22 protein-coding genes and 3 tRNA genes are annotated in these 14,337 nt (G+C 56.6%); 6 read left to right on the plus strand and 19 right to left on the minus strand.

Annotated features, from left to right (window positions below):
• Window positions 1-149: 149 nt before the first annotated feature.
• The 15 genes from ACLD9W_RS00490 to ACLD9W_RS00560 all read right to left on the minus strand — a co-directional run bounded on the left by ACLD9W_RS00490 (window position 150) and on the right by ACLD9W_RS00560 (window position 7,560).
• A complete protein-coding gene (locus ACLD9W_RS00490) occupies window positions 150-1,163 on the minus strand; it encodes a hypothetical protein (RefSeq protein WP_410840186.1) in 1,014 nt (337 codons plus the stop codon).
• A 104-nt stretch (window positions 1,164-1,267) separates the two neighbouring features.
• Entirely contained in the window at window positions 1,268-1,543 is a 276-nt protein-coding gene (locus ACLD9W_RS00495; protein WP_410840187.1) for an HU family DNA-binding protein, read from the minus strand.
• A 43-nt stretch (window positions 1,544-1,586) separates the two neighbouring features.
• Window positions 1,587-1,796 carry a hypothetical protein gene (locus ACLD9W_RS00500; RefSeq protein ID WP_410840188.1) on the minus strand — a complete coding sequence of 70 codons (210 nt, stop codon included), beginning with the start codon at window positions 1,794-1,796 and terminating at the stop codon, window positions 1,587-1,589.
• Complete coding sequence (locus ACLD9W_RS00505; RefSeq protein ID WP_410840189.1) at window positions 1,793-2,683, minus strand: recombination-associated protein RdgC; 891 nt, start codon at window positions 2,681-2,683, stop codon at window positions 1,793-1,795. The genes ACLD9W_RS00500 and ACLD9W_RS00505 overlap by 4 nt, the downstream gene beginning before the upstream one ends.
• A gap of 2 nt (window positions 2,684-2,685) precedes the next feature.
• Window positions 2,686-2,988 (minus strand): hypothetical protein, encoded by a 303-nt coding sequence (locus ACLD9W_RS00510; protein ID WP_410840190.1) that lies wholly within the window; start codon window positions 2,986-2,988, stop codon window positions 2,686-2,688.
• 81 nt (window positions 2,989-3,069) lie between these two features.
• On the minus strand, window positions 3,070-3,609 hold the full coding sequence (locus ACLD9W_RS00515) for a host-nuclease inhibitor Gam family protein (protein WP_410840191.1): 540 nt from the start codon (window positions 3,607-3,609) through the stop codon (window positions 3,070-3,072).
• A gap of 3 nt (window positions 3,610-3,612) precedes the next feature.
• A complete protein-coding gene (locus tag ACLD9W_RS00520) occupies window positions 3,613-3,813 on the minus strand; it encodes a hypothetical protein (RefSeq protein WP_410840192.1) in 201 nt (66 codons plus the stop codon).
• A complete protein-coding gene (locus ACLD9W_RS00525) occupies window positions 3,803-4,645 on the minus strand; it encodes a hypothetical protein (RefSeq protein WP_410840193.1) in 843 nt (280 codons plus the stop codon). Before ACLD9W_RS00525 ends, ACLD9W_RS00520 begins: the two co-directional genes overlap by 11 nt.
• Window positions 4,642-5,322, minus strand: coding sequence for a DUF2786 domain-containing protein (locus ACLD9W_RS00530; protein WP_410840194.1), 681 nt, complete (start codon window positions 5,320-5,322; stop codon window positions 4,642-4,644). The genes ACLD9W_RS00525 and ACLD9W_RS00530 overlap by 4 nt, the downstream gene beginning before the upstream one ends.
• Complete coding sequence (locus ACLD9W_RS00535) at window positions 5,315-5,440, minus strand: hypothetical protein (RefSeq protein WP_410840195.1); 126 nt, start codon at window positions 5,438-5,440, stop codon at window positions 5,315-5,317. Before ACLD9W_RS00535 ends, ACLD9W_RS00530 begins: the two co-directional genes overlap by 8 nt.
• Window positions 5,433-5,630, minus strand: a complete 198-nt coding sequence (locus ACLD9W_RS00540; protein WP_410840196.1) for a hypothetical protein — start codon at window positions 5,628-5,630, stop codon at window positions 5,433-5,435. The genes ACLD9W_RS00535 and ACLD9W_RS00540 overlap by 8 nt, the downstream gene beginning before the upstream one ends.
• A gap of 38 nt (window positions 5,631-5,668) precedes the next feature.
• On the minus strand, window positions 5,669-5,917 hold the full coding sequence (locus ACLD9W_RS00545) for a hypothetical protein (protein ID WP_410840197.1): 249 nt from the start codon (window positions 5,915-5,917) through the stop codon (window positions 5,669-5,671).
• Window positions 5,918-5,978: 61 nt separating this feature from the next.
• Entirely contained in the window at window positions 5,979-6,335 is a 357-nt protein-coding gene (locus ACLD9W_RS00550; protein ID WP_410840198.1) for an XRE family transcriptional regulator, read from the minus strand.
• Window positions 6,332-6,838: a hypothetical protein gene (locus ACLD9W_RS00555; RefSeq protein ID WP_410840199.1), complete on the minus strand. Its 507-nt coding sequence runs from the start codon at window positions 6,836-6,838 to the stop codon at window positions 6,332-6,334. The genes ACLD9W_RS00550 and ACLD9W_RS00555 overlap by 4 nt, the downstream gene beginning before the upstream one ends.
• Window positions 6,835-7,560: an AAA family ATPase gene (locus ACLD9W_RS00560; protein ID WP_410840200.1), complete on the minus strand. Its 726-nt coding sequence runs from the start codon at window positions 7,558-7,560 to the stop codon at window positions 6,835-6,837. The genes ACLD9W_RS00555 and ACLD9W_RS00560 overlap by 4 nt, the downstream gene beginning before the upstream one ends.
• Before the next feature lie 45 nt (window positions 7,561-7,605).
• Between ACLD9W_RS00560 and ACLD9W_RS00565 the strand changes: the two genes are divergently transcribed.
• On the plus strand, window positions 7,606-7,932 hold the full coding sequence (locus ACLD9W_RS00565; protein ID WP_410840201.1) for a hypothetical protein: 327 nt from the start codon (window positions 7,606-7,608) through the stop codon (window positions 7,930-7,932).
• A 166-nt stretch (window positions 7,933-8,098) separates the two neighbouring features.
• Here the strand turns inward: ACLD9W_RS00565 and ACLD9W_RS00570 are convergent, their stop codons facing one another.
• Together ACLD9W_RS00570 and ACLD9W_RS00575 are read right to left on the minus strand one after the other, a co-directional pair.
• Window positions 8,099-10,285 (minus strand): Mu transposase C-terminal domain-containing protein, encoded by a 2,187-nt coding sequence (locus ACLD9W_RS00570; RefSeq protein ID WP_410840202.1) that lies wholly within the window; start codon window positions 10,283-10,285, stop codon window positions 8,099-8,101.
• Complete coding sequence (locus ACLD9W_RS00575; protein ID WP_410840203.1) at window positions 10,282-10,569, minus strand: helix-turn-helix domain-containing protein; 288 nt, start codon at window positions 10,567-10,569, stop codon at window positions 10,282-10,284. Before ACLD9W_RS00575 ends, ACLD9W_RS00570 begins: the two co-directional genes overlap by 4 nt.
• A gap of 432 nt (window positions 10,570-11,001) precedes the next feature.
• Between ACLD9W_RS00575 and ACLD9W_RS00580 the strand changes: the two genes are divergently transcribed.
• The gene (locus tag ACLD9W_RS00580) at window positions 11,002-11,661 is read left to right on the plus strand and encodes a helix-turn-helix transcriptional regulator (protein ID WP_410840204.1); all 660 of its coding nucleotides are present in this window, start codon (window positions 11,002-11,004) and stop codon (window positions 11,659-11,661) included.
• Window positions 11,662-11,892: 231 nt separating this feature from the next.
• Here the strand turns inward: ACLD9W_RS00580 and ACLD9W_RS00585 are convergent, their stop codons facing one another.
• Window positions 11,893-12,189 carry a hypothetical protein gene (locus ACLD9W_RS00585; protein WP_410840205.1) on the minus strand — a complete coding sequence of 99 codons (297 nt, stop codon included), beginning with the start codon at window positions 12,187-12,189 and terminating at the stop codon, window positions 11,893-11,895.
• Window positions 12,190-12,288: 99 nt separating this feature from the next.
• Complete coding sequence (gene folD / locus ACLD9W_RS00590) at window positions 12,289-13,158, minus strand: bifunctional methylenetetrahydrofolate dehydrogenase/methenyltetrahydrofolate cyclohydrolase FolD (protein WP_410840206.1); 870 nt, start codon at window positions 13,156-13,158, stop codon at window positions 12,289-12,291.
• A 196-nt stretch (window positions 13,159-13,354) separates the two neighbouring features.
• Between folD and ACLD9W_RS00595 the strand changes: the two genes are divergently transcribed.
• From ACLD9W_RS00595 to ACLD9W_RS00610, 4 genes are all read left to right on the plus strand, one after another.
• Window positions 13,355-13,432: transfer RNA gene (locus ACLD9W_RS00595), tRNA-Pro, on the plus strand.
• Window positions 13,433-13,468: 36 nt separating this feature from the next.
• A tRNA-Arg gene (locus tag ACLD9W_RS00600) sits at window positions 13,469-13,545 on the plus strand.
• A gap of 33 nt (window positions 13,546-13,578) precedes the next feature.
• Window positions 13,579-13,654: transfer RNA gene (locus tag ACLD9W_RS00605), tRNA-His, on the plus strand.
• A 181-nt stretch (window positions 13,655-13,835) separates the two neighbouring features.
• The gene (locus ACLD9W_RS00610; protein ID WP_410840207.1) at window positions 13,836-14,336 is read left to right on the plus strand and encodes an adenylyltransferase/cytidyltransferase family protein; all 501 of its coding nucleotides are present in this window, start codon (window positions 13,836-13,838) and stop codon (window positions 14,334-14,336) included.
• Window position 14,337: the final 1 nt, after the last annotated feature.

A 14,337-nucleotide genomic window follows, 5' to 3' on the forward strand; every position in this document is an offset into this window, starting at 1 on the left:
GGCGGGGCAGACAACCGAGAACAGGCCGTCTGAAACCAACAGGCGTAAAAAATCCGCACTGTCGGGGCGTTAAATCCGTGTGTAAATCAAGGTGTTTTCAGCACCTGAAATTACTTTACGGCAAACGCGGAATCATTGCAACTGTTTTTTCACCGCCCGTTGCGGATGCCGCGCCAAATCCACCAGACAAGAAGCGGAAGCAGCAGCATGATGGCGAAAAATACGAATCTGAACCGGTCTGCGGTTGACAAGCTCTTAAAAACAGCGAGCAGTATCAATACCGAAAAACCGATGGCTATCTGTTTGATATACGGGAAAGCGAGTATTTTTCTTTTTATCCCTGCTGCTTTTTGTACTATGCCGACAGGCCGGCTTGTTGCAGGCTGTTTCTCCGGCTGCGCCGCATATGCGGCAGGATCGGCGAAAAAATCCGTTTTATATTTGATACTTCTATCCCAGTCGGCAGAGACCCAAGCCGAATCGCCCGGGAAAAACGGCGGCAGCGATTTCAGCCCGCCTTGGCCGTCTTCGGCGGTGTGGTAGCCGCCCATCATCAGGTAGGCCATTTCCCTGTCGTCTTCGCTTTGTTCGGAGATGCTGTATCTGAACACAAGACCGCTTGCAGCACTTTGTTTGGTTTGGCGGATGCTGCTTGCCCTCGCCAAAACGTCGCGGACAAGGGCTTCGCACTTCGCCCTGAATTCCGCCGCGCGGTAGGTTTCTCCACGCTCTTGCAGGGCGGCCTCCATATCCGCTTCAAAATCCTGCAAATCCGCTTCGGCGCAGACCTTTTCAATGATTTCCGCTTTGCGGGCGGGCAGTTTGGCTATGCCTTTCCGCTTTGCCAGCCTTTTGATTTCGGGAATGGTCAGCGTTTCTAAAAAATCTTTCAGGGTTTCCGGCTCTTGCGGTTTTTTGTCTAAAAACCAGTATGCGGACGGCTGGATGTCATATTTCTCACAGAAAGCAATGCATTTGTCAAAATCCACCCATTCAAAATCCCGTCCGTTCAGCAGCCGCGCCAGCTCTTTTGCGGCAGATGATGAATCTTCTATCTTGCACAGCAGCTGATGTATTGCGCCTGTTTTAAACAGAACGGGATTCAGGCTGTATTCGTCAATTAGCTCGTTTACAGCCTGCCTGCGGTAGTTATCATCATCCATTATCATCACCCTTTGTTAAAAAGGGTTAATGCTATTATAGAAACGAGGCAAACGGAAGCGGGCTTCGGGTGAGACCCGCTTGGATTTGCCGTTTCAGACGGCCGCTAGGCGTTGGCCGCGTCTTTCAGGGCTTTGGCCGCTTTAAACTTCACGGCCTTGTGCGCGGCTATGGTAACGGCCTCGCCCGTTTGCGGGTTACGCCCCTGCCGCTCGGGCTTGGCGACGGCTTCAAATGTGCCGAAGCCGGGGATGGCGACGGCCTCGCCGTCCCGCAGGGCGGCTTTGACGGCGCGGCAGACGGCTTCCAGGGCATTGGCCGCTTCGGCTTTGACCATACCGCCGTGCTTGGCGATTTGTTCGATCAGTTGGGGTTTGTTCATGGTTTATCTCCAAGGTTGAAGCGGCAGGCCGTGCCGCGCGGGTTTAAAACAGTTTGTGCAACACTTCCTGCGACGGTATCAGCAGCACCCCGGCCAAACAGGCAAACCACAGGCGGCGGATGTTTTTGCTGATACCCAAAGCAACGCCTTCCGTTTTCGCATATGCGATGATGATTAACAGGTTCAACATGAAAAACAGTATGTTGCACATAATGTCTACGTTATGTATCAATTCGATCAGCCAGTATTTCATCTCACTCCCTCCAATCCGCCCGCCAACTCCGCCAACTCGTCCAACACTTCGGTCAGGGCGGCGGCCATGAGGGTTTGCGTGGCGTAGGCAAGGGATGCGGCATCGTCGCCGACTTCGGCTTCCTGCGTCAGGACGTCAAGATAGTTGATGCGTTTGAGCGCGAAGTCGGCGGTCAGCGTGAAGTAGAGGCGGTCGCGCCACACTAAGCCCATTTCCCATACGTCGAGGCCGTTTTTGACGTGCCGAACGACATCTTCGCGGGTCAGGTCGCTGCGGTCGATTTTGACGCGCGGGGCGTTGTCCCCGCCGCCGATTAAGACCGCGCTGTCGCCCAGCTCGAAGCTGCCGCCCGCCTCTCCGGCCAGCAGCCATTTTGTCATCAGGCTGCGCGGGGATTCTTTGGTGCGCAGCAGCTCGGCATCCAAGCCGCCGAGGGCTTGGCGCAGATGAGTGAGCAGTTTTTCCGCTTTCGGGGCGGAGGCCGTATCAATCAGCAGCCAGTTTCCGGCAATCAGGCCGTTGGTGCGGCTGCTGCGGGTCAGGGTGCGGGGCAGCAGGTCGTCGATAATCTGCTGTTTCAACTCCTGCTTCTCTTTTCTGCCGACGGTGCGGGCTTCTTCGCGTTCGATTTTGTCGACCTGTTTCTGCACCTGTTCGCGGATAACAGCGGCAGGCAGCACTTTTTCTTCGCGTTTGAGGGCAAAGCCGAGGCAGCCGTCGGCGTCAAAGACAAGGCCGTCTGAAAAGGGCTGGGGAAGCGCGAAGCCCTCGTTAAACCAGTCCAAACCTGCGGGCGGCATATGCGGCGCGGTCATCAGGGCGGCTTCGAGCAGCGCGGCGGATGGAGGGGACGGCAGGCAAAATGCGGATAGTTGTTTGTACCACATGGCTATTTCTCCATCTCTTCGCTGTCGGAAAAGGTTTTCTCGCCCTCAATCCAACCCGCCTGATAGTCGATTTCGCCTTTTTTGACGATTTCGGCTTGGTGGCGGACTTCGTCCCAGTCCATGTTGTTTTCCGCCCAATCGGCGATTTCGTCGGGGGTTTCAAACAGGGCGGCGGTTTCGGCGCGGGTTTCTTGCGGGTCTTTGCCGATGCCGTCATAGCAGGCGTTGCGGTTGTCGGCGATGGTTTGGGTGGGGACGCGCCAGACGGATTGGTCGGGCATTCTCACAAACATGTATTTTTTCATGGTGTTTTTTCCTTGTTTAAAAGGGTTTTGAACGGGGGTTTGAAAGGGCGGCGGGGTGCCGCCCTTTGGGTTTCAGACGGCCTAGGCGGCTACCTCCTGATTGTGCGGCTCAATGACAAAAAACTCTTTGCCCTGCACGATTTTCAGGCCGGGCAGCGGGTTGGCCTCGAAGAATGCCGCTTCGTTTAAGACGGCTTCTTTGTTGACCTCGGTCTTGGTGCGCAGGAAGCGGCCGTATTTGCCCGCGTCGCCCTGCATCAGGGCGATGACTGCGTCCTGGCCTGTTACGCGGCAGCTGGGCGGGTTGTTGCGCCAGCGGATGATGCCGGTGGTGAGGTCGGCGAATTTGACCTTGCCGCCGTCGGTGAGGGTGTCGCGGTTGGCGTTCGCCCAGGCGTGGACGGCGGCTTCGAGGGCGGCGGCTTCTTCTTGCAGCGGGGCGACGGCGGCATCTGCCTCTTCCTGCATTGCGGCCACTTTGTCGTTCAGGTCGTGGGCGATGCGCTGGGCTTCGCGGCCGATGTCGCCGAGGCGGCGCACGGCTTCGACGGCTTCGTCGCGGGTTTGCACCGATACCGTCAGGGCGGGGGATTTGGTGCGGGATTTTTTAGCTGTTGCCATGTTTTAAGCTCCTTTTACATTAAGTTTTTGCTTGATTTCAGCGTAAATATCGGTTTCTGATTCGTTATTGCAGTTGCAAAAATCACGGAATACTTCCCAGTGATCGTAGCTGTCCAAAAAATCAAAAATCAGTTCTTTTTCAGCACTTGTCAGTTCTTCTGACATTCCGATGCCGCGGTTTTGATGAGGTTTTTCAGTTTCCATTGGTGTTTTCCTTAGGTTGGTTAAAAATCTGTTTTATCTTTGCCATCTCCTGCCTGCCTTTTTCCCTGTCGGGCGCAGGCTGCGGCAGGGACTGGCGGGGAATCAGGCGCGGCGGCAGGATTTGGAGCAGGTCGCGCACGTTCGGCCATTCGGACGTCTGCGCGGAAAGCTGCTTGAAGGCCGCCTGAAAACGGGCGGGATCGGTGTCTTCGTACCATGTTTCGCGGCTTTCAATCTGCTGCGCCCAGATTTCGGCGACGGCGGCCATGTCCTGCGCGGCGGGGCGGCCTTTGAGGTTGCCCGCCGCCAAAACGGCAAACCCTGCGGCAAGGTGGCGGCGCAGGCCGTCGTCTCCCGCCCACTGCGTCAGGGCGCCGATGCCTTGCCGTAGCTTGCTGTCGGCGGCAGGGGCGGCGGTTTGTCCGTCTGAAACAGGAGTAGAGGCAGGGGCCGCCGCGCCCTGCCATGCGGCGATGATTGCGTAGAGGTAGCCGTGCGATTTGAGCGGGGGAGTCAGATGGCCGGCGTTACGTGCGGAGACGCAGGCATTAAAACCGTATATCCATGCAGCGGTAGGGGCAGGATACGTTTTGCCGTTGCGGCTGATTTTGCCAGCCCGCATATTGGGCAGCAGTTCCTCCAAAAGCCGCGCCACGCGGCCGAAGCTGAGTTGGCTTTTGGCGGGGCGGAACAGGCCGATATAGCGCATGGCGGCGCGGCCGATTTCCGCATCCAAGCCCACAACCAGCTTTAAAAGCTGCGTCGCATCGTCGTTGCCGAGCAGGCTGTCTAGGCTGTGTACCGCGCCGCAGTTGGGGCAGCGCAGGTTCATGCCGCGCCTCCGATTTGCTTCACGCCGTCCGTGCCATTCATAGCATGGTGCAGCTGCGCTTCTTTGCCTTGTTCAGCACCGCGGAACCTGTCGTATCCTCCAGCCGCTTTTGCTGTGGATGAGGCTGACACCGTGCGTGCTTTGGCATCGGTCAGTTTTTTGCCTTCAAGGTAGCGTTCGACCAGTTCTGCTTCTTCTTTGCTTCCGGCAAAGAGGCGAACTTGCCGCCAAACGGTGTTTACCCATCCTTCGCAAAAACAGTCGGCCCGGTAGGTTTTGTTTTTGGCAATCCTGACCCGTTTCAGTTCGGTCGCCATGTACTCGCGCCTTGCTTTTCTGAGTTGGCGCAGCAGGACTTCGTAAGCGTAGGCGGCAAGCTCTTGTTTTCCCGCCACGCCGACGAACACCATCTCGCCGAGTGCCACATCAAGATATCTGTTGCAGTCAAAGGCTTTCGCGCAGACGGCTGTCAGATTCCAATGCCATTGCGGCAGCGTCATTGCCGCCTGTGCGCCAAATTCGCCCACATCCGACAATTTGATTTCCTCTGTTCCGATGCCGTACTGTTTCATCAACGCCTGCGCCTGCTTGAGCGCCTGCGCCGCTTCGTGCTCGTTGGCCGATTTGCTTAGAGCCAGGCACTTTTTGATTTTTTCTAATGCTTTTTGTTTATCCATGACACACTCCCTTTAAAAACGCTTCGACCATCAGGATGCCCAGGCCGCACCCGGCCGCTGCGGCCGTGCCGAACAGGGCGGTGAGTGCCAGCCAGATTTTCAACAGGTTTTTAAACATCGCTGCCGTCTCCGTTTTTAATGGCGTCGCGGCCGTATTTGGCTCTGATTTTGCCGACGGCGGCCTGTTTCGCCGCCTCGCGTCCCTTTTCGCGCAGCATTTGGTAATAAGCTTTGCTGCGCGGCGCTTTGCTGCCGTATACCTGCCCCCATGCGTAGGGGTCTTGGTTGCGTTTGTTCCAATTGCTCATTGTGTTTCTGCCTTTCTGCCGTTTTCAGACGGCCTGATTCAAAATCTGTATCCCATTGCCGCCAGCTCTTCGTCGGTCGGCTCGTAAGGCATCGGCGGGTCTATGCCGAGGCTCATTGCGTCTTCTTTGACGGGTGCGGCCAACCCGGGCGGGGCAGGGATGTCCTGCCGCATAACGCGGACTGTCTGCGCTTTGGCCGGTTGCAGGCCGCAGGAGGGGGCGGCGGATACGGCCAAAGCAATCAGCGCCCCGCCTATCCAATGCCTCAGTCTGATTTCGCTGTTCATCTTAAAATCCTTTAAAAACATATGTTTATCTAAAACGATAGGCAAAAAAATTATTGACGTATCAAGGGCTTGTCTTTTTTTTCGGCCGTTTCGGGCAGCTTTGGCAGGCGCGCCACTGCTGCATTTTGATGGGGTTGTGGGTCGGCGGCGGCTCGTCGGCGATGCTGCGGCAGATGGTGGCGGATACCTGCCCGCCGCTGTGCGGGCAGCGGTAGGACGACAGTTTTTTTTCCACGGCCGCGGCCACGTTGTCGGTTTTGCCGGGATAAGTGCCGCGCAATATCATGCTTAAAGACGTTTTGCTGTAGCCGATTGCCGCGCCGACATCGCGCAGGTTGCTGCGTTCCACTTCCGCTTTCAGCACCGCAAACCAGTTTTCGGCCATATAGGGCTGTTTTGTGACGGGCTTTCTGGTCATGCCGCCCTCCCTCTAAACACCGTTTTGCCGGTGTTGGGGTCGTATACCGTGCCGTCTTCGCCAACGTGCGGCGGCAGTGGGCCGGTATTGGCGGCCAGCGCCAGTCTTTGCCCGCCCGCGCTGCGCAGATAACCCGCCCTGCTTAAAAAGCGGACATAGCGGGTAACGGCCGCCCTGCCTGTCGGGTGCGTGATCGCAACATGGGCGTGCAGCTCGTCGCGGGTGAAGGTGTGTAGGATTTTCATGGTGCGCCATATCACCGAGGCCGTGCTTTCGCCGATTTCGCTGCCGTCTTGGCGCAGGCGCGGGGCTTCGGCGCGTTTTTCCACGATGCGGTAATACTTTTGCACGTCGGCGCGTACGCTGCCGTTTTGCTCCCACTGGCGGAAGTAGTGGTAGGCCGTCTTAAACGGGATGCCGCATGCTGCCGCCGCTTCGCGTATCGTGCAGACGCCGCTGCCGCATAAAAACCGCCACAGTTTTTCCCTTGCCTGCCCCCTCATGGCCGCCTCCGTGCCGGGGCTTCGCCCGAGTAGAAGTCAAAACCTTTCGCTTCTTTGAGGGTGGACAGGGTGATTTCGTCGCAGCCCTGCGTGTCGGCCAGTTCGGCCAGATTAACCAGGTTGACCGCCACGCGGCGAACCGAGCCGTGCGACACGGCCAGCAGCTTGTCGATCACCTCGTCGGCGATGCTGACCGTGGGCGCGTATACCTGCGCCAACGCCTGCGCGTCGGCCTTGCTCACCGGCTGCGCCGGTATCCACGCCAAAACACGGCCGTGGAAGCGTTCGTAACGCTTGAGCTTGTTGGGCATCAGCTCTTCGCCGACCAGCAGGACGGGCGACTGGCTGCCTTCGTAGATATCGCGCACCAGTTCGACCATGCCGCTGCGGGTCACCAGATAGTCGGCCTCGTCGATAATCAGCGGGCGTTGCGAAGCGGCCAGTCGGGCGCAGATGTTGTCCAAACATTCGGCCGTGTTGCGGCCTTTTTCCACACCCAACTCGACACACACCTTTTCCATAAAGGTTTTTCGCGTCCATGCGCTGCGAAGCTGGACGTAATAGGCGCGCGTTTGGTTGGCGACGGCCACCGTGGCGGTGGTTTTGCCGTAGCCCGAGGGGCCGTAAAGCACGCCAAGCCCGGGCAGGCCGTCCTGACGGTTGACAAGCTGCGCCATCGCCGCATTGGCCAGCGCAATATTGGTGATTTTGGCTATTTTCATTTAAAATCTGCTCCGTTAAATCAGCTTACTCCGTTAAAGCAAGCCTTGTTTGACACCGTGCGCGGCGGCTACCGCGCACATTTTTTTTTGTGCTTTGACCTGAAAGGCCGTCTGAAAATGAAAGAAGAAGAACTGTTGTACCGCCTTGCGGACTTGGAAACGAAAATTATCGATCAAGACCAGCAACTTGAAGGATTGATGCGTATTATCGCCCGCCTGATTTGCCGCGATATTGAATCGGGCAGGCTGGAAAGGTCGGATTTTTCATCCTTACTTAACCAACTGGACGACACGATTCCCGAAGGCCACGGCGGACGCGGCACAACCGAATATATTTACGACCTCGTCATCGGCGAGTTAAAACATCGATAATCTGCTGCCTCCGTACCTTTACCCGCTCCCGCATCCGTTCCTGTCGGTGCCGCTCTATTTCTGCCAGCTCTTCTTTGGGCAGATAGGGTTTCGTGTCCGGCATCCGGATGCTTTCTCTTCGATTTTGCTCTTTCACTGCTTCACTCCTTTAAAAAGTTCAAAAAAATCATCCTGCTTTCTCTTCAAAAACACCACTAAACCCGCGAAACTCCGCGCTGTTCGGGTAACGGCGGACGAAACGCTGCGCCGCTTCGGGCAAATTCGGCTCGTCCTTTATCTGCCAGTAGAGGGCGTAGCGTTCGGCCTTGTCGCTCGGCACTTTCCACCCTTTATCTTCTGCCGCCGCCTGTGATACGGGCGGCGTTTCCGCTTGTTCGGGCAAGATTTCCGCTTCGAGCAATTCGCCGAACTGCGGCAGGCTGTTCAAATCCAACACCATGCCGCCGATGGACACGCTTTCCTGATGTTCCAAGGCAGGCGTGCGCTTTTCGGCAAGGATGTTGGCGCGGCGGGTATCGCTGCGCTTGAGGGCGGCATCGTTGCGCCTGTCCTGCGCCTGCTCGATGTAGCTCTGCGGCATATAGGCCGTGGCGTTGCCTTCCCATTCGGCCTTACAAATCAGACGGCCTTCATCGTCATATATCCACACCCACCTTGCGTCCTGCACGTCGTAGCCGACCCGCAGGCGTTCGCCGTGGAACTCTTCCAGCTCGGCGGCAAAATAGGTGTTGTTTAACAAGGAGATTTTGCCGCGCGACACGGTGCGCATTTCCTGCGGGCGGAACAGCAGGCCTTCGTCTTCGGGCGCGACTTTCGGCGGTTGGCCGAAATGCGCCGTTTTTACTGCCCAAAACTCATTCGGCGTCATATGGCGTTTTTTGCCGTCGGCGTCGTAAATCTGCGGCAGGGCGCGGTGGGGCATATCGTTGTATTCGGCAATCACGGCTTCGATGTACTGCTTGAAGCCGTCCCATGTCGGAATCGGCGCGTTGATGATGCCGCCCTGCAGCCTGATTTCGCCGCGCGTCCAATGGAACATGGCTTTGCGCGCCTCCGCGTCCATATCCTTGCCGACATAGGTCGGAAGGCGTTTGGCGGCGCGGGTGAATATATTATGGCTGCGCTCGGATGCGCCTTTGGCCTGCGAGTTGTAGGCGCGGGCATGGTGGATGGTCATCCCCAGCCGCCCCATCAGCCCCGTGGCCTCGTCGGTCATCATCGCGTTTTTGAAACCGCTGCCGTTGTCGACATACCACACCGCGCCGATGGCGCTGCGGCTGGCATGGCTTAGGGCTTCCAACACCGTCAGCGCGCTTTCCGCCAGCCCCACGCTCCAGCCCATGCAGCGGCGCGTCCCAACGTCTACCACCGTAGTGATTTCGGGGCGGAACGGCCTGCCGCTTAACGGATTCAGCACCTCTGCGTCGAAGGTGTGGCCGTCGGCGGTGTACACGTCGGCGGGTTTGAGATGCCAGAACTTGCGCGTCTTATGCGGCTTGATGTTCTTAATCTCCCGATCGCCCATGCGGCCGATTTCGCGGGTTACGTTGCCGATTTTTTCCAAGGCGCGGTAGACCTGATGGATGCTCGGCGGGGATACGTCGGGCATTTTCCGCGCCAGCTCGGGCAGAAACAGCCGGTAGGCATCCGCCGCGCTGGGCTTGGACGGGCGGCTGTAATACTGCATAAACAGCGGCAGCCACGGCGGCATCTTCATATCCGGTACACGCAGCTGCGGTATCAGGGCGTTTCGTTCGCGCTGCGCAAACCAGCGTTCTACTGTGCGCTGGCTTGGCAGACCGTCCGAACCGCCGCGTTTGTCGCAGGCAAGGCGGAACATATTGGCCAGCCGCGGCTGCTCTTCCGTTTTCGCCTGCACCAGCAAAGAGGTAATCACGGCTTCTTTACCCATCCCCGTATCCGCCATCAGCTTTTCCACTTCCCGCAACACCGCCATCCGCGCCGCTTCGCAGTTGCGCTGCGCCTCGGTGGCGGTGCTCGATAACCAAGATGCGGCAGCGGCGGAAAGGCCGTCTGAAACTGCCGGAACAGCCGCAGCCGGAGAGGCAGGCAGGTCGGATACCGTGACAGGCAGCGGCATGGCGGCAGGGGCGGCCGCTATCTCCACCCCCGTATCTGCCAGCGCCCGATTGAGCTTCACGGCTTGGATTTTTTTCAGGATTTCAGGGGGCGGGGCGTAGAGTTTTTTGACGCCCTGACCTCCTTGTTTATCGGATGATGTTTTCCAAATCCATTTTTCACGATCGGCTTTATAAGTTAGCCCGCGAACCGTTCTTGGAAGATTTTCCAAGTTCATTTCCAGAAGCTCGGAAATTGAAAAATAATTTTTCATGCCGCTTCTTCCTTAATATATAAGTGCGCCCAGCGGGGACGTATCCGTCGACCGTCCACTGTCCATCGTTGCGGCCAAAGCTTGTGCAGCGGGATATTCAAAAAGTCAGAAATTGCTTTTTCCCCCGCCAAACTTGGCTTTTTCAAAGCTTTCATAACGGTTGTAGGGTCTAACCCATAATCAACCGCCAATTCTGTCAAAGACTTACCGCGCATTTTTATTTCCGCATATATCAATTCAGGATGCATACCTTTCCTTTCTAAAAAAAAAACGAAACCACTCAATCGGCCGTCCGACTGTTTCAGACGGCCTGTTCAATAGTCTCCATTTCTGCGGGACAAATACCCGCTTTTTGGCTTTTCCAAGTTGTTAAAGAGCAAGCGTTCAAATTCAGGTAGAATGTTTAAAGTTCCGTTTCCTGATGTGTGGACATTATAGAACTTAGAAATTTTTTCGCAACATGAATTTCCAAGATATTTCCATGTTTCGCTGTAATAGATTGTTATTTAAAGACAATTAATTTCTAAGTTTATTTCTATGATTGGAGGTTTAACTTGGAAATGAATAGTTTGAAATTCAGCATTGCTGAAATATATGATTTTGTTGGTAATTTTAAATTGAGAAGCCTTCCCGCAACGAAGCGGGCAATTCAATACAAAGTAGAACGTGAAAGCTGGCCGTTTCAAGAAGCCGAAACGCAAGGAGGCAAAGGAGGCGTGAAGAGAATCTACACACTTCCGAACTATGTTATTGAGGAATTAAAAGAAAAAGGCGTGCTCGATGTACTGCTGCAAGAAAAGGCCGCCCGCAGCGGGAAGCCTGAGGCAAAGCCTATGTATAATGAGAGGGCAGACAGCCGGGAAAACGCGCGCCTGCCCGCCGTGCCGTTGTCTATGCGGCAGATGATTGAAGAGTATCCGGAATGGTCGGCGCGGCAGAGTACCGCCGGCATCGTGCCCGTGCGCTACCACACAAGCGTGTTCGCCAGCGCAGGGTCGGGCAGCATCGTGTGGGACGTGGAAACCGAAGCCATGTGGTTCAGAGCCTCGTTCTTCGACCATCTGGGCGTCCGCCCGGCAAACTGTTTCTGCACGCGAATCAAAGGCGACAGCATGTTCCCCACCATCATCGACCGCGGAACGGTGCTCTGGCAGGCCTGCGCCGAGTTTGTCAACGAAGGCATCTATCTGTTCAGACAGGATAACGAGCTGAAAGTAAAACGCCTGCAAAAAATCGCCCCCTCTGTTTTCCGTATCATCAGCGACAACCCCAACAAAGGGCTGTATCCCACCTTCGACTTAGACTTATCCCATTCCGAAGACCATTACTTCGAAATATACGGCCGCTACCTGTGGGACTGCGGTATCAGCAATTGACGGCTTTCTGACAGTTCCGTGACAAAAAAAGCGCGAATCTGCTAAAAAATAGGCAGTTTTTTCGCGCTTTTTTGCAATTCCAATTTTCGGCCTGTTTTCGGCCATTTTTTTGTTTTCCTTAAATTTTTCTTCGTTTTTTGTTCTTGCTACTCTGTGACAAAACTAACACCTCCCCACAAAAACCGCTTTCGGAGACGTCATTTCCGCACAGGCGGGAACGGCTTAAAGCAGTCAGGCCGTTTCAATGGTGCAGACGCCGATTTCGCGCCCGCCGTCCATAAAGGGGAAGGCGAAACCCGCTTGCAGCAGGTGGTGCGGCGCGGTTTCGACGAGGAAGAACACGCGGTCGGCGATAAATGATTGGGCGTTCTGCTCGTATGGCGTGTGCCCTTCGTCAAACTCAAACACCACGCTCCACGCGTCTTTGCTGTCGGACGGGCGAAGCTGGGTGTAGAGGCGGGAAACATAGGGCTGCGGGCGGGTTGGGTCGTGCCAGCGGATACGGCAGCGCGGGAGGGCGGTTGGCATTTTCAGACGGCCTCTTTCATCGTTTTTTTGGCAAACAAAGTGTTCGGTTTGACGATGTGATTGCCCTGATTTAGATGGTTTCATCGGCTGTTCCCCGAATCAGGCCGCGGTTCCGTTGCAATCGTGCAGCTCGGCGGCCTGCAAGGTGTTTTCCAGCAGGGAGGCGATGGTCATCGGGCCGACGCCGCCGGGAACGGGGGTAATCATCGCCGCTCGTTCGGCTGCGGCGGCAAATTCCACGTCGCCGCACAGCGAGCCGTCGTCCAAGCGGTTGATGCCCACGTCGATCACTACCGCGCCGGGTTTGATCCACGCGCCTTTGACGAAGTTCGGTATGCCCACGCCGGCCACGACGATGTCGGCCTGCGCCACTTCGGCGGCGAGGTTTTGCGTTTTGCTGTGGCAGACGGTGACCGTGGCGCGGGCGAGCAGCAGTTCCAAAAGCTGCGGGCGGCCGACGATGTTGGACGCGCCGACGACCACGGCTTTTTTGCCTTCGGGCTTGATGCCGTAGTGTTCCAGCAGCGTCATGACGCCTTTGGGCGTGCAGGGGCGCAGCAGCGGCATTTTCACCGCCAGCCGCCCGACGTTGTAGGGATGGAAGCCGTCGACGTCTTTGTGCGGCGCGATGCGTTCGAGCACGGCCTGGCTGTCGATTTGCGGCGGCAGCGGCAGCTGGACGAGGATGCCGTCCACGGCTTCGTCAGCATTGAGTTTGTCTACCAGGTTTAAAAGTTCGTCCTCTGCGGTATCGGCGGGCAGCTCGTAAGAAAGCGACTCGAAACCGACTTTGGCGCAGGCGGTTTTTTTGTTGCGTACATACACTTGGCTGGCGGGGTCGGAACCGACCAGAACCACAGCCAGACAGGGCGCACGCAGCCCTTTGCGTTTGCGTTCGCCAACCTTCTCCGCCAATGCGGACAGGCGTTGCTGCGATACGGCTTTGCCGTCGATAAGTTGTGCGGACATCGGGAAACCTTTCGTTTGTGCGGATGGAAAAGCGCGCATTATGTCATGTCCCGCAGTGCTTTTCACGCGCGGAAAAGGCCGTCTGAAAGAAAATAAATGCGTTGCGGAAATAAGGGTTAAACAGGCTGTCTGAAAAAATACGCCGCCTTTTGCTTGACGCTTTTTCAGACGGCCTGTATAGTGCGCGTCTTCTCGTCGGGGCGTAGCGCAGCCCGGTTAGCGCATCTGCTTTGGGAGCAGAGGGTCGTGAGTTCGAATCCCACCGCCCCGACCAGATTCCCGACAGAAAACAAAGCCCGAAAAAGTTGATGCGCCCGTAGCTCAACCGGATAGAGCACCCGCCTTCTAAGCGGGCGGTTACAGGTTCGATTCCTGTCGGGTGCGCCAAAACGGCAGATTTTGAAATTAAAGTTTTTTGTGGTGGCTGTAGCTCAGTTGGTAGAGCCCCGGATTGTGATTCCGGTTGTCGTGGGTTCGAGCCCCATCAGCCACCCCAGCATACAAACCCGTTTCTGTAAGTAAAGAAACGGGTTTTCTGTTTCCCGCTGTTTCGGGTGCAAAGGCCGTCTGAAAACAGTTGCCGCAGCTGCGCACGCAGGGCGGGCAAAGGCTGCTTCCGTTGCCGTTATCCCATGCTTTCGGTATGATTTGCGCTTTTCTTCCGCCCGAGCAAAAACATGGAAACTTGGCCTCTGCCCGCGTTTGAACAAAAAATCTGCCCGCCCGAAGAATTGGCGGTGCGGATAGCCGAACTGCCGCGCCCGCTGGTGTTCACCAACGGCTGTTTTGACATCCTGCACAGAGGGCATGTCACTTATTTGGCGCAGGCGCGCGCAACCGGCGCAGCGATGGTGCTGGCCTTGAATACCGATGCTTCGGTGCGGCGGCAGGGCAAGGGTGGCGACCGCCCGATTAATGGGCTGGCCAACCGCGCGGCCGTTGCGGCGGCTTTGGCCGATGTCGATTTGGTGACCTGGTTTGACGAGGATACACCTGCCGAGCTGATCGAACTGATCAAACCCGACATATTGGTCAAAGGCGGCGACTGGCCGGTGGAAAAAATCGTCGGTGCGGGAGAAACGCTGGCGCGCGGCGGCAAAGTGTTTTCCATTCCCTTCCTGCACCAAACATCCACCACGCAGACGCTGGCGAAAATCCGCCAAACGGAGCAAAAATAAA

The organism is Neisseria sp. WLZKY-1, from assembly GCF_046546535.1.
Taxonomy (GTDB): Bacteria; Pseudomonadota; Gammaproteobacteria; order Burkholderiales; family Neisseriaceae; genus Neisseria.